This is a genomic window from Steroidobacter gossypii, assembly GCF_016801985.1.
Classification (GTDB): domain Bacteria; phylum Pseudomonadota; class Gammaproteobacteria; order Steroidobacterales; family Steroidobacteraceae; genus Steroidobacter; species Steroidobacter gossypii.
Genome location: NZ_JAEVLS010000004.1, coordinates 773,167 through 787,021 on the forward strand (window position 1 = coordinate 773,167; position 13,855 = coordinate 787,021).

Below are 13,855 nucleotides of genomic sequence, written 5' to 3' on the forward strand. Positions count from 1 at the left end.
CCGAAGTAACCACACGATGCATTGTCGCCGCCCATTCTTAGCTCCCGCTTAGGCAGCCTGCTCGGATTGAGCGGTGTAGCTGCCGTTGCGCGCCATGCCGTTCAACCTGGCGCGACGGGCAAACGCCTTCTGGCCGGCAGCGAACGAATCCTGCTTGCCGCCCCACGCCTTCAGCGCTTCATCCTGCAGCGCGCGGCCGTACGAGAAGGTCAGTTCCCAGGGCAGGTTGCCGATCTGATTCATCAGGCTCAGGTGCTCGGTGGCTTCGGCTGCGCTCTGGCCGCCGGACAGGAACGCGATGCCCGGCACCGAGCTCGGCACATAGCGCTTGAGCGTACGCACGGTGGCTTCCGCAACCTGCTGGCGTCCGGCGCGGTTGGTGTTCTTCTTGCCCGAGATGACCATGTTGGGCTTCAGGATCATGCCTTCGAGATGAATGCGGTGTGAATGCAACTGTTCGAACACCGCCTTGAGCGTGGCGCTGGTGACTTCTTCACAGCGCTCGATGGAATGATCGCCGTCCATCAGCACTTCCGGCTCGATGATCGGCACGATGTTGGCTTCCTGGCAGAGCGCGCCATAACGGGCCAGCGCATGCGCATTCGCGTCGATGGCGAACTGGCTCGGAATGTCCTTGCCGATATCGATCACCGCGCGCCACTTGGCGAAGCGGGCGCCCAGCTTGTGATACTCGGCGAGGCGCTCGCGCAGCCCATCGAGACCTTCGGTGATGGTCTCGCCGGGGAAGCCGGCCAGCGGCTTCGCGCCCATGTCGACCTTGATGCCCGGCACGATGCCGAGCTTGGCCAGGTGCTCCGGAAACGGCGTGCCGCTCTTGGTTTTCTGGCGGATGGTCTCGTCGTACAGGATCACGCCGCTGATGTAGTTGGCCACATCCGGCGCGGTGAACAACAGCTCGCGATACGAACGGCGCGCTTCCTCGGTCGACTCGAGCTGAATGGTGTCGAAGCGCTTCTTGATGGTGCCGCTGGATTCATCGGCCGCCAGGATGCCTTTGCCTTTGGCAACCATGGCGCGCGCAATCGATTCGAGCTCAGTGCGATTCATACGATCCTCCGCCTGCAGGGGTGAGCTTGCGCGCGGTCTTCGCTCCCTTCAGCGTCGGGCGACCGGGCAAGCCTCAAGTTATGGGGCGCGTAGGATAGCAAATCGTTTCCCTTCACTGCGGCCGGCCGTGTTGTAGCCGAACGACAACGGTGGACGGCGTGGCTCGAAGCCCTGGATGACCCGGGGGTCAGCGGCTGGCTCATGGGGTGGCAGGGGGGTTGTATTGGGACTAGAATGGTCCCATTTCCTTCTTCCCTGAGTTCGACTACCTCCATGAGACCGGGACCATGCTGCGCATCAGCAAGCTGACCGATTACGGTACGGTGATCCTGGCCCGCCTCGCGGGTCAGCCGGACCGGCTGTGGACGGCGGCGGAAGTCGCCGAGGCCACGCACATCGGCCTGCCCACCGTCAGCAAACTGCTGAAAAAGTTGCAACGAAGCGGCTTGGTCATCTCCGCGCGCGGCAGCCACGGCGGCTATCAGCTGGCGCAGCCGCCCGCTGAAATCACCGCGGCGCGCATCCTCGATGCGCTCGAAGGCCCGGTCGCCATCACCGAATGCAGCGGCTCGCACAGCACCTGTGGCCTCGAGTCGCAGTGCGCGGTCGGCCATACCTGGCAGAAGGTCAACGCCGCCATCCGCCGGGCGCTCACCGACGTGTCGCTGGCCGAGCTGGCCGGCACGCCGCGCGGGGTGACGACCACCGCCGTGCCGCTGACCCGGCTGCGCGCCTCGCACGATTAATTTTTGGGTTGAACGTTCCAATGGCAAGCAATCCGCAAACCGACCCCACTCTCGAAGCCCTGGTTGCCCAGAAATATCGGCACGGCTTCGTCACCGACATCGAGTCCGACACCGTGCCGCCCGGCCTGGATGAAGACGTCATTCGTCTCATCTCGCGCAAAAAGGGCGAGCCTCAATTCATGCTCGACTGGCGGCTGCGCTCGTATCGCCACTGGCTCACCATGAAGGAGCCGCATTGGGCACACCTGCGCATCCAGCCCATCGACTACCAATCGATTTCCTACTATTCGGCGCCCAAGCCAAAGGCGGATGCGCCCAAGAGTCTGGAAGAGGTCGATCCGAAGCTGCTCGAGACCTACGACAAGCTCGGCATCCCCCTGCACGAGCGCGCCCGGCTCGCCGGCGTCGCGGTCGATGCGGTGTTCGACAGCGTGTCGGTGGCCACCACGTTCAAGGAGCGGCTGCATAAGGCCGGCGTGATCTTCTGCTCCTTCTCCGAGGCCGTGCAGAAATATCCCGAGCTGGTCGAGAAGTATCTCGGCAGCGTGGTGCCCTATACCGACAACTACTTCGCGACCTTGAACTCGGCGGTGTTCACCGACGGTTCGTTCGTGTTCGTGCCCAAGGGCGTGCGTTGCCCGATGGAGCTGTCCACCTACTTCCGCATCAACGCGGCGAAAACCGGACAGTTCGAGCGCACGCTGATCGTGGCCGAGGAAGGCTCGCATGTGAGCTATCTCGAAGGCTGCACCGCGCCGATGCGCGATGAGAATCAGCTGCACGCCGCGGTTGTCGAGCTGATCGCGCTGGAAGGCGCGCAGATCAAATACTCGACCGTGCAGAACTGGTATCCCGGCGACGAGCAAGGTCGTGGCGGCATCTATAACTTCGTCACCAAGCGTGGCGAGTGCCGTGGCGCGAACTCGAAAATCAGCTGGACGCAGGTGGAGACCGGCTCGGCCATCACCTGGAAATATCCGAGCTGCATCCTGACCGGCGACAACTCCGTGGGCGAGTTCTACTCGGTGGCCGTGGCCAACAATTATCAGCAGGCCGACACCGGCACCAAGATGATTCACATCGGCAAGAACACGCGCAGCACGATCGTGAGCAAGGGCATCTCGGCCGGCCATGGCCAGAATGCCTATCGCGGCCTGGTCAAGGTTCTGCCGAGCGCCATCAATGCGCGCAACTTCACTCAATGCGACTCGCTGCTCATGGGCGACAAGTGCGGCGCGCACACCTTCCCTTATATGGAAGTCCGCACGCCGATCGCCAGCGTCGAACACGAAGCCACCACCTCGAAAATCGGTGACGACCAGTTGTTCTATTGCCTGTCCCGCGGCATTTCCGAAGAGGACGCGGTGAACATGATCGTCAACGGCTTCTGCAAGGCCGTGTTCAAGGAGCTGCCGATGGAGTTCGCCGTCGAAGCGCAGAACCTGCTGGCCGTCAGCTTAGAGGGATCCGTGGGCTGACAAGCCGACGTGTAGCCATCGCCAACCCGGAACCAAGTTCATCATGCTCAGTATCAAGAATCTCCACGCACTCGCCGGCGAAAAGCAGGTGTTGAACGGCCTCGACCTCGAGGTCGGCGCAGGCGAAGTGCACGCCATCATGGGCCCGAACGGCTCGGGCAAGAGCACGCTTGCGCAGGTGCTCGCCGGCCGCGAGGGCTACACCGTCACCGGCGGCACCGTGACATATAAAGGTAAGAACCTGCTGGAGCTGTCGCCCGAAGATCGCGCCCGCGAAGGCGTGTTCCTCGCGTTCCAGTACCCGGTGGAAATCCCAGGCGTCAACAACGTGTACTTGTTGAAGGCGGGCTTGAACGCGATCCGCAAGCATCGCGGCGAGTCCGAGATGGACGCGTTCGAGTTCCTCACCTTGATTCGCGAGAAAATGAAGCTCATGCAAATGGACGAGAGCTTTCTGAATCGCGGCGTCAACGAAGGCTTCTCCGGCGGCGAGAAGAAGCGCAACGAGATTCTGCAGATGTCGGTGCTCGAGCCCTCGCTCGCGCTGCTCGACGAAACCGACTCGGGCCTGGACATCGACGCGCTGCGCGTCGTCGCCGCCGGCGTGAACAGCCTGCGCAGCCCGGAGCGCGCGATCGTGCTGGTGACGCACTATCAACGCCTGCTCGACTACATCGAACCGGATCATGTTCACGTGCTCTCCGGCGGCAGGATCATCAAGAGCGGTGACAAGTCGCTGGCGCTGGAGCTGGAGAAGCGCGGCTATGACTGGGTCAAGCAGGAGGCCGCGGCGTGAGCACTGTGGCCGCCAAGAACACCGTGTCGCCACTCGAGCGCTACAAGATGGCGTTCGAGTCTCGCTGGCAAGGCAATGACGAGCTGACAGCGTTGCGGCATGCGGCGTTGGAGCAGTTTCTGTCCGCAGGCTTTCCAACGCAGCGCGACGAGGCTTGGAAGTACACCAACCTCCGCCGTCTCGAATCTCGTTCGTTTACACCTGCGGAGACTTCCGCGCTCGATGCTCATCAGCCCGAGTGGCTGGCCACCGCCGGCACACGCATCGTGCTCGTGAATGGCCATTGCCTGCCTGCGCTCTCCTCGCAGGTAGCGCAGCCCCCGGGCGTAACCGTGCTGACTTTCAAGCAGTGGATCGAGCACGAGCCTGCCGCCGTGGCGGCCTATCTGAAGGAGCAGGACCAGCTCACCGGCAATGCGCTGGAGCAGTTGAACCTCGCTTTCTTCGAGGATGGCGTGGTGGTCAACCTTGCCGACAATACGATTCTCGACGAGCCGGTGTACATCGTGCACCAGTCAACCAGCTCGGCCGCTCAGCGAATGAGCCATCCGAGGATCGTGGTCCGGGCAGGTCGGAACGCTCGCGCCACCATCATCGAGCACTACTTGGGCGCCAACGACGCCGAGTATTTCACGAACGCCGTCACTCGCTTCGACATCGCAGCCGGCGGTGCGGTGAAACATTTCCGCGTGCAGCAAGAGTCGCCACGCGCTTTCCATATCGGTCACGTGCAGACCAAGCTGGCGAAGGACGCCCGCTTCTCCATTCATGACATCGCGCTCGGCGCAAGCCTGGGCCGTAGCGGCATCACCGCCCTGCTCGAAGGCACGGGAGCCCACGCCGCACTGTTTGGATTGTTCGCGCCGATGGGCAATCAGCATCTGGATGCGCACACGCGCCTGGATCACATCGCTGCTCACACCACCAGCGAGGAAGATTATCGGGGCATCGCCGGCGGACGCGCGCGCGGCGTGTTCAATGGCAAGGTCATCGTCCGCCCGGATGCGCAGAAGATCGATGCACGCCAGTCGAGCCGCAATCTGCTGCTCTCGCCGACGGCCGAGATCGACACCAAGCCCGAGCTGGAAATTTACGCCAACGACGTGAAATGCAGCCACGGCGCCACGACGGGGCAGCTGGACGCCACCGCCCTCTTCTATCTGCGCTCGCGCGGTCTGTCGGAATCCGACGCTCGAGCCGCGCTGATCCGCGCATTCGCCGAATCCATTCTCGCCACCATCGATCTGGAGCCGGTGCATGCGGCGCTGGAGAAACAGATCGATGAGCGGTTCAAGCTCGTCAACGAGGCCAAGGCATGAACGCAGCTGTGACTGCCACGCGAGGCGCGACTGCGCTCGACATCGCCGCCATCCGGCGCGACTTTCCCATTCTTCACCAGAGCGTGAACGGCAAGCCGCTGGTCTATCTGGACAACGCGGCGTCCAGCCAGCGTCCGAAGTCGGTCATCGAAGCGGTGTCCCGCTATTACGAGCACGACCACGCCAACGTGCATCGTGGCGTTCATACGCTCAGCCAGCGCGCCACCGACGCGTATGAAGGCGCTCGCGAAACCATCCGCCGTTTCATCAATGCCCGCGACACCAAGGAAATCGTCTTTACTCGCGGCACGACCGAAGCGGTGAACCTGGTGGCGCAGAGCTTCGCGCGCCCGGGCTTTCAGCCCGGCGATGAGATCCTGATCTCGGCGCTCGAACATCACGCCAACATCGTTCCATGGCAGCTGCTGCGTGAGCAGGTTGGCGCCGTGTTGAAGGTCATTCCGATCAGCGAGCAGGGCGAAGTCGATTTCGTCGAGTTCGAAAAGCTCATCGGCCCGCGCACACGCTTGCTCGCGCTGGCCCACGTCTCGAACGCGCTCGGCACCATCGTGCCGGTCGAGAAGTTCATCAAGGTCGCCAAACAACATGGCGTGCCGGTGTTGCTGGACGGCGCGCAAGCCATCCCGCACACGCCCGTCGACGTGCAGGCCCTGGGCTGCGACTTCTACTGCTTCTCCAGCCACAAGATGCTTGGACCCACTGGCATGGGCGTGCTCTATGGCAGGAAGGAGCTGCTCGAAGCCATGCCGCCCTGGCAGGGCGGCGGCGACATGATCCTGTCGGTGTCGTTCGAGAAGACCACGTTCAATCAGCTGCCGTGGAAGTTCGAAGCGGGCACGCCGCACATCGCCGGCGCTATCGGGCTTGCCGCGGCCATCGATTATCTGGAAACGATCGGCATGGAGCGCATCGCCGCTTATGAGCATGAGCTGCTCGAGTACGCGACCGATCGGCTGAGCAGGGTGCCTGGCCTGCGCATCGTCGGCACCGCGGCGAACAAGGCCGCTGTGGTGTCGTTCACGCTGGAAGGCATTCATCCGCACGACATCGGCACCATTCTGGACACAGAAGGCGTCGCGATCCGCACCGGCCATCATTGCGCCATGCCGGTGATGGAGTTCTTCAATATCCCGGCGACGGCGCGCGCGTCGATGTCGTTCTACAATACTCGCGAGGAGATCGATCGGCTGGCGGCCGCCCTCGAACATACTCGAAAGGTGTTGGGCTGAAGTCCCGGAACACGACATGGACTTGAAAGATCTGTATCGCGACGTGATCGTCGACCACAACCGCCACCCGAGGAATTTCGGGAAGCTGGAGCCCGCCGACGTGCATGCCGACGGTCACAATCCGTTGTGCGGCGACCGGTTGACGATGTACGCCAACCTCGAAGGCGAGCACATCAAGGATGTGAAATTCGAAGGCAGCGGCTGCGCGATCTCGGTCGCCTCCGCTTCGCTGCTGACCGAGGCCGTGAAAGGCAAGTCGAAGTCGGAAGTCAAAGAGCTGTTCGACGACGTGCATGCGCTGCTGACCCAGCACGACGCTGCCGTCGATCCCGCCCGGCTCGGCAAGCTCGCCGCGCTGTCCGGCGTTCGTGAATTTCCCGCTCGCGTGAAATGCGCGAGCTTGTGTTGGCATACGCTGAACGCGGCGCTGGACCGCGCCGCCGAGCCGGTGAGTACTGAGTAGTTTGTTCTTTTCATGCACAGCCACGACAACGAACCTGTCACCCTACAGCGCGACGTCGAAGCCATCATGGTTCCCGCCGGCATCCCGGTGACCCTGCGAGAAGGCAAAACGGGATTCATCACCCAGGCCCTCGGCGGCAGCTTCACCGTATACGTGGAAGGCAACCTGTTCCGCATCGCCGGCAAGGACGCGGACGCGCTCGGCAAGGAGCCCAGTCTCGCGCCCGAGCTGCCACCCAACGCCACCGACGAGGACGTGAAGCAGCTGGTGTGGGATCAGATGCGCACCTGCTACGACCCGGAGATTCCCATCAACATCGTCGAGCTCGGCCTGGTGTACACCTGCGACATCACGCGCACGCCCGAGGGCGATCGCGTGGCGGACATCAAAATGACATTGACCGCACCGGGCTGTGGCATGGGCGAAGTGCTGGTGCAGGACGTGAAGGACAAAGTCGAGATGGTGCCGACCGTGACGCGCGCCGATGTCGAGCTGGTGTTCGATCCGCCCTGGAATCAGACCATGATGTCGGAAGCGGCGCGGCTGCAGACCGGGATGATGTGATGACGTGGCATCCCGTGGCTCCGGCGGCCTCGATCGCGCCGGGCGACTACGCGCAGACCGAGATCGACGCTCAACTCATCGCCGTGTTCAATATCGGCGGGAAGTTCTACGCCATCGACGATCTGTGCACACACGATGGCGGTGAGCTGGCCGGTGGCGCGGTGGAAGACGATGTCGTCATCTGCCCGCGGCACGGCGCTCGCTTCTGTTTGCGCACCGGCGCGGCATTGACGCCGCCCGCCTATGAACCCGTGCGCACTTACCAGACTCGCGTCAACGACGAAGGCATGGTCGAAATCCTCGCCGACGTCTAAGGAATGTTATGCGGCGCCTGACTCTGCTTCGCCACGCCAAGACCGAAACTCAACATTCCGGCCAGGAAGATTGGGATCGCGTGCTCGAACCGCGGGGCCAGAAGGACGCGCCGGAAATGGCGCGCCGGCTCCGTGAGCGCAAGCTCAAACCGGACCTGGTGATCACCAGCCCGGCGGTGCGGGCGCTTTCTACCGCGCAGATTTTCGCTCGCGAGTTGCACCTGCCGGCTTCGAAGTTGCTACAGGATGAGCGGCTATATCTCGCCTCGCCCAAGGTGCTGAAGGAAGTGATTCGCGAGCTCGGCGGTCATGTGAATCACTTGATGATCGTGGGTCACAATCCGGGACTCACCGAGTTCGCCGATCGCATTTCGGCGGAGCGCGAGATCGACAACATGCCGACCTGCGCGATTTATACGCTCGAGTTCGATCTGGCGTCCTGGAGCGAGCTGGACTGGGATAGCGGCGTGAACGCCGAGCTGGACTATCCGAAGAATTGCAGCACTTGTTAGCGTCGCTTTCGAATTAGCGCGTTTCGCGCCCGGTTGGTTTTCACATGGAGATTTCGCTCGACGTCCCTTTCGTTCTCGGCGTGCTTGCCGAAGAACGCGAACTCGCGTTACGCGAGATTCGCGATCTCGGCGTTGTGCGCGCGTACGAGAATTCTCGCGACCGCCACGACGCACGGATCGCCGCCGCGCCGGATGTAGGCACGCTCGCCTGCCGGGCCGGGTGCACGTGGTGCTGTCACTTCAGCGTTGACGTGCGGGCGGTTGAGGTGTTCAGCATTCTCGAATTCGTTGAACGCACGTTGTCTTCTGAGGAGAAAGCGCGTGTGTTCTCGGAGGTACGTGCGAATGCTTTGAAGCTGGAAGGGATGGACGACTTCGAGCGCATGCGTCACAACGTGAAGTGCCCTTTCCTGCTCAGCGGCCGCTGCTCCATCTACGCCGCTCGCCCGCAGACCTGCCGCAATTATCACGCAACAGCCGTGGCTGGCTGTCAGGCGTCCTTCGAGGATCCCGATAATCTGGATATCGATCCGGAGTTCGCGCCCATGGTGTATCAAGCCGGCGGCGCGCATGTGGATGCTTTTTCTCGCGCCATGCGTGAAGCAGGCTACGACACCGATGTGTACGAACTGAACAGCGCCCTGGCCGCCGCCCTCTCCGACCCTCACGCGCTCGATCGCCTCGAAGCTAGATCACCGCCGTTCGCAAAGCTAAACGGCGACGACGTCCCCGGCGAGTTCGAAGATCTATGACACCTGAGCGCCAGCCCCGCTCGCTCCGCCCCGTAATCTCATAACGCCGCCGCTGAATTTTTCTCAGCGCCTGCGCCGGCTCGGAAGACAGCCCTGCGCTCCCAATCGCGCAGGCATCAAGGAACGAGGCATCCGCCGCGACGTTTCGGCGCAGGCGTCGGAGGGAGGTTTGTTCTCCCGGCAAATGGGACCGACAGGGATGTCGGCCCATTAGCGCTACAAGGATGTACAAGCAACGCGCCGCGCGACGGCGCAGGCGCGGCGGGTGCAGCGGTGCCGGGAGGACAAACCTCCCTCCGACGACTGCGCAAGAACTGCCGCGTCAAAGCACACTCTTCAACCCACATCGACGGCAGCAGCCGCGTCGAAGCACACTCTTCAAGCCACAGCGACGGCAGCAGCCGGGCGCACTACTCGCCCGCCATGGTCAGCAAACTCGCATTACCTCCGACCGCCGCGGTATTGACCGTCACGGTCTGCTCAGTAGCAAACCGATGCAAGTAATAAGGCCCGCCCGCCTTGGGCCCAGTCCCAGAAAGGCCGCGACCACCGAAAGGTTGAACCCCAACCACCGCACCGATCATGTTCCGGTTGACGTAAACATTTCCCGCCCGCACGCGAGAAGCAATGTAACGAGCCGTGGCATCGACGCGGGTGTGCACACCGAGCGTCAACCCGAAGCCCGTCGCGTTGACCGCATCGATCACCTTGTCGATCTGATGCGCCCCATACCGGATCAAATGCACGATCGGCCCGAACACCTCGCCCGCAAGCAGCGACAGCGACTCGATCTCAACCGCCATGGGAGCAAAGAACGTCCCCCGCTCATGCTCGGGCCGCAGCTTGCACGCATGACTCCACCGCGCCTTGCGCCCGATCTTCTCCGCATGAGCTCGCAGCATATCTCGTGACGGCTTGTCGATGACCGGCCCGACGTCGGTGGTCAGCAACATGGGATCGCCAATGCTCAGTTCCTCCATGTAACCCGCCAGCAACTCGGCGACACGATCTGCAATCTCGTCTTGCACATACAGAGCGCGCAGTGCCGAACACCGCTGACCCGCGCTGTTGTAACTCGACTGCACCACATCGAGCACCACCTGCTCCGGCAACGCCGAGCTATCCACGATCATCGCATTCTGCCCGCCCGTCTCCGCGATCAATACCGGAATCGCACCCTCCCGATTCGCCAGGGAGCGATGAATCGACTTTGCCGTTTCCGTAGAGCCCGTGAACGCAACGCCGGCCACCCTCGGATCGGCCACGATCCTGGCGCCGACCGTCGCTCCGTCGCCAGGCAACAGATGCAGAACATCCGGCGGCACACCAGCCTCCAGCAACATCTGAACCGCGCGGGTCGCGATGAGCGGCGTCTGCTCGGCTGGCTTGGCGAGCACCGAATTGCCAGCGGCCAGCGCCGCAGCGATCTGCCCGGTAAAGATCGCCAGAGGAAAATTCCACGGGCTGATACAACAAAACACCCCACGTCCACGCAGCTTCAACTCGTTGCTTTCGCCAGTGGGTCCAGGCATGCGAACGCCGCCGCCAAATTCATTCCGCGCTCGGTCTGCGTAGTACCGCAGGAAATCGACGGCCTCACGCACCTCTGAAATGCTGTCCGGAATGGTGCGACCGCCCTCTCGCACGCAGTACGCAATCAACTCGGCCATGCGCTCTTCATAAAGATCGGCGGCACACTCGAGGATCTCGGCGCGTTCGCTCGCGGGCGTCGCGTCCCAGGTCACTTGCGCCGGCACCGCTGCCGCGAGGGCTTTCTCGACGAGCGTCTCGTCCGCTTCGCTGACTACGCCAATGATCTGATCGAGATTGGAGGGATTGCGCACCTCGCGGCCGCGAGCTTCATGCAAGTCGCCATTGACGATCGCGCCTCCCACCCAACGCCGCTGCGCCGCCAGCGCCATCTTGGCGAGCAACGGTTCGCGTTCCGCCGGATCGGCGAGATTGACGCCCAATGAATTCAATCGCGACGAGCCATACAGATATCTCGGCAGCGGGATACGCGGGTGCGAGATTTGTTGCAGACCATCGAGCTCGACCACGGGATCCCGAATGATATCGGCGACCGCATGCTCCTCATCGACGCTGCGATTGACGAACGACGTGTTCGCGCCGTTCTCGAGCAAACGCCGCACCAGATAAGGCAACAGGTCTTCATGCGAACCGACCGGCGCATACACGCGACACGGAATGCCGAGCTTGTCCGCACCGACGATCTGCGCGTACAGCTCTTCACCCATGCCGTGCAGGCGCTGAAACTCGAACTTTCGGCCGACTTCGCCGGCCAGCTCGATGATGGTCGCCACCGTCTGCGCGTTGTGAGTCGCGAACTGCGGATAGATGGACGGGCCCGCTGCGATCAGCTCGCGAGCGCAGGCGATATAAGAAACATCAGTATTGACCTTGCGCGTGAACACGGGATAGCCGGCGAGCCCGCGCTCCTGTGCACGCTTGACCTCGCTGTCCCAATACGCGCCCTTCACGAGTCGCACGTTCAAGCGGCAACCGCTCGAAGCCGCCAGTTCCTTCAACCAGCGAATCACATCGAGCGCCCGCTTCTGATACGCCTGCACCGCCAGGCCGAAGCCATCCCACCCCGCCAGCGCCTTGGAGCGCGCGACGTACTCAATCAGCTCCAGCGACAACTCCAGTCGCTCGGCCTCTTCTGCATCCACAGTCAGAGGAATTCCCACGGTGCGGGCCGCGACAGCCAACTCATGCAGCCTGGGCGCAAGCTCGGCGAGCACACGATCCCGCTGCGTAAACTCATATCGCGGAAACAGCGCCGACAACTTCACTGAAATGCTGGGCGCCGCGTCGATCGCTGTGCCTCGGCTCGAGTGCGCACCGATCTTGCGAATGGCATGGTGATAAGACTCGAGATAACGCTGCGCATCCCGATCGGTCAGCGCGGCTTCACCCAGCATGTCGAACGAATGACGAAACAGTCGATTCTCATCGCTGATCGAGCGCTCCAGCGCTTCATCGATGGTGCGCCCCATGACGAACTGGTGCCCCATGATGCGCATGGCGTGACGAAACGCCGCCCGCAGCACCGGCTCGCCGATGCGCCCCGCGATACGCGCCAGCACGCCGCGCGGATCGTGCATGTCCGCATCGCTGGGCCGAACGATGCGCCCGGTGAGCATCAATCCCCAGGTGGAGGCATTGACGAACAGCGATTCGTTGTCGCTCAGGTGCGCAGCCCAATCACCGCCAGCGATCTTGTCGGCAATCAGGCGATCGGCGGTCGCGTCGTCGGGAATGCGCAACAACGCTTCGGCGAGACACATCAGGATCACGCCCTCCTGCGAGGACAGATCGTACTTGCGCAGGAACGCATCGAGACCACTGCGACGCGCCTGGAAATTCCGCACGCCCTCCACCAGCGCCCGAGCGCGCAGGGCGATCCTGACGCGCTGTGCATCGGAAACCCGGGCTGCATCCGCCAGAGCGCGAACGATAGGCTGTTCGTCGCCGAGATAGTGGCGATTGATGGCGTCGGCCATCGGCCGATCAGTCAGCGAGCGAGCGGCGCACATGATGTTTTGTAATTGCGATCCGAAATGAAGGACGGTATACACAACGCAGCGCGATAGGGGCTGTACGTAGATTGCGACAGCCCGGCCACCAGCAGCGCTTGAAATCCGATTGGGAAACTCCACTAGGGACGGATAGGTTGCATCGCCGCTCGAGCGGGGAGAACTGCGTGAGTCAGCCAGCAAACGTCGTCACTGCCGATACCTTCATGACGGACGTGGTCGAAGCCTCGGCGCGCGTGCCAGTGCTGGTGGATTTCTGGGCGCCCTGGTGCGGGCCGTGCAAACAACTGATGCCCATCCTGGACCGGCTGGCGCAGGAATATGGGGGCCGCTTTCAGCTCGCCAAGGTCAATACCGACGAACAGCAGGAGCTGGCCCAACAGCTCGGCATCCGCAGCCTGCCGACCGTGGTGCTGTTCAAGGACCGCACGTCCGTCGATCATTTCGTCGGCGTGATCCCGGAAGCCCAGATCCGACGTCTGCTGGACAAGCACCTGCCCGCCAGCTCGGACGGTCCGCTGGAGCGCGCGCAGGCATTGAAGGCCAGCGGCGATTTTTCCGGTGCGCGCTCGTTGATCGAAGGCGCGCTCGCGACCGATCCGCAGAACATCACCTATCAGACCGAGCTTGCCGAATTGCGCGCATTGGACGGCGACCTGGAAGGTGCGCGCACCGAATTGGCGCGGCTGCAAGGCGTGGAGCCAAACCACGCCGCAGTCAAGCGACTCGCCGCGTTACTCGCCTTTAGCGACGTCATCGCAGCCAACCCGGATGTGATGGCATTGCGTGAGCGGGCGGCCAGCAATGAAAGCGATCTGGATCTCCAACATGCCCTGGCCGTTCATCAGCTGTTGGGCGGCGATGTCGAACCGGCGATACAAACCTGGCTCGACATGATGCGCCACCACCGCGGCTACAAAGACGACCTCGCTCGGCGTAGCCTGCTGCAAGCCTTCGAGCTCATCGGAGACGCCGATCCCATCGTATCGCGCACACGCAAGGAAATGGCTCGGCTGCTGTTTTGACTCGCCGC

13 protein-coding genes are annotated in these 13,855 nt (G+C 62.8%); 11 read left to right on the forward strand and 2 right to left on the reverse strand.

What is annotated here, in order from left to right; all coding sequences use genetic code 11:
- Nucleotides 1-48: 48 nt before the first annotated feature.
- Nucleotides 49-1,068: a class I fructose-bisphosphate aldolase gene (locus JM946_RS20290; protein WP_203169184.1), complete on the reverse strand. Its 1,020-nt coding sequence runs from the start codon at nucleotides 1,066-1,068 to the stop codon at nucleotides 49-51.
- A 287-nt stretch (nucleotides 1,069-1,355) separates the two neighbouring features.
- Here JM946_RS20290 and JM946_RS20295 point away from each other — a divergent pair, with 287 nt between their 5' ends.
- From JM946_RS20295 to JM946_RS20340, 10 genes are read left to right on the forward strand one after another with little or no spacing between them, the layout of a single operon-like run.
- Nucleotides 1,356-1,814 (forward strand): SUF system Fe-S cluster assembly regulator, encoded by a 459-nt coding sequence (locus tag JM946_RS20295; RefSeq protein ID WP_203169185.1) that lies wholly within the window; start codon nucleotides 1,356-1,358, stop codon nucleotides 1,812-1,814.
- Nucleotides 1,815-1,834: 20 nt separating this feature from the next.
- Complete coding sequence (gene sufB, locus JM946_RS20300) at nucleotides 1,835-3,292, forward strand: Fe-S cluster assembly protein SufB (RefSeq protein ID WP_203169186.1); 1,458 nt, start codon at nucleotides 1,835-1,837, stop codon at nucleotides 3,290-3,292.
- A 43-nt stretch (nucleotides 3,293-3,335) separates the two neighbouring features.
- Nucleotides 3,336-4,088 (forward strand): Fe-S cluster assembly ATPase SufC, encoded by a 753-nt coding sequence (gene sufC, locus JM946_RS20305; RefSeq protein ID WP_203169187.1) that lies wholly within the window; start codon nucleotides 3,336-3,338, stop codon nucleotides 4,086-4,088.
- Nucleotides 4,085-5,407: a Fe-S cluster assembly protein SufD gene (gene sufD, locus JM946_RS20310; protein ID WP_203169188.1), complete on the forward strand. Its 1,323-nt coding sequence runs from the start codon at nucleotides 4,085-4,087 to the stop codon at nucleotides 5,405-5,407. The genes sufC and sufD overlap by 4 nt, the downstream gene beginning before the upstream one ends.
- On the forward strand, nucleotides 5,404-6,657 hold the full coding sequence (locus tag JM946_RS20315) for a cysteine desulfurase (RefSeq protein ID WP_203169189.1): 1,254 nt from the start codon (nucleotides 5,404-5,406) through the stop codon (nucleotides 6,655-6,657). Before sufD ends, JM946_RS20315 begins: the two co-directional genes overlap by 4 nt.
- Before the next feature lie 16 nt (nucleotides 6,658-6,673).
- Nucleotides 6,674-7,120: a Fe-S cluster assembly sulfur transfer protein SufU gene (gene sufU, locus JM946_RS20320; RefSeq protein ID WP_203169190.1), complete on the forward strand. Its 447-nt coding sequence runs from the start codon at nucleotides 6,674-6,676 to the stop codon at nucleotides 7,118-7,120.
- 12 nt (nucleotides 7,121-7,132) lie between these two features.
- Entirely contained in the window at nucleotides 7,133-7,684 is a 552-nt protein-coding gene (gene sufT / locus JM946_RS20325; protein WP_203169191.1) for a putative Fe-S cluster assembly protein SufT, read from the forward strand.
- Complete coding sequence (locus JM946_RS20330) at nucleotides 7,684-7,998, forward strand: Rieske (2Fe-2S) protein (RefSeq protein ID WP_203169192.1); 315 nt, start codon at nucleotides 7,684-7,686, stop codon at nucleotides 7,996-7,998. Before sufT ends, JM946_RS20330 begins: the two co-directional genes overlap by 1 nt.
- 8 nt (nucleotides 7,999-8,006) lie before the next feature.
- Nucleotides 8,007-8,510, forward strand: a complete 504-nt coding sequence (locus tag JM946_RS20335; RefSeq protein ID WP_203169193.1) for a SixA phosphatase family protein — start codon at nucleotides 8,007-8,009, stop codon at nucleotides 8,508-8,510.
- A 44-nt stretch (nucleotides 8,511-8,554) separates the two neighbouring features.
- Nucleotides 8,555-9,262: a YkgJ family cysteine cluster protein gene (locus tag JM946_RS20340; protein WP_203169194.1), complete on the forward strand. Its 708-nt coding sequence runs from the start codon at nucleotides 8,555-8,557 to the stop codon at nucleotides 9,260-9,262.
- 410 nt (nucleotides 9,263-9,672) lie between these two features.
- Here the strand turns inward: JM946_RS20340 and putA are convergent, their stop codons facing one another.
- Entirely contained in the window at nucleotides 9,673-12,789 is a 3,117-nt protein-coding gene (gene putA, locus JM946_RS20345) for a bifunctional proline dehydrogenase/L-glutamate gamma-semialdehyde dehydrogenase PutA (RefSeq protein WP_203169195.1), read from the reverse strand.
- Nucleotides 12,790-12,989: 200 nt separating this feature from the next.
- Between putA and trxA the strand changes: the two genes are divergently transcribed.
- Complete coding sequence (gene trxA, locus JM946_RS20350; RefSeq protein ID WP_203169196.1) at nucleotides 12,990-13,847, forward strand: thioredoxin; 858 nt, start codon at nucleotides 12,990-12,992, stop codon at nucleotides 13,845-13,847.
- The last annotated feature ends 8 nt before the right edge of the window (nucleotides 13,848-13,855 follow it).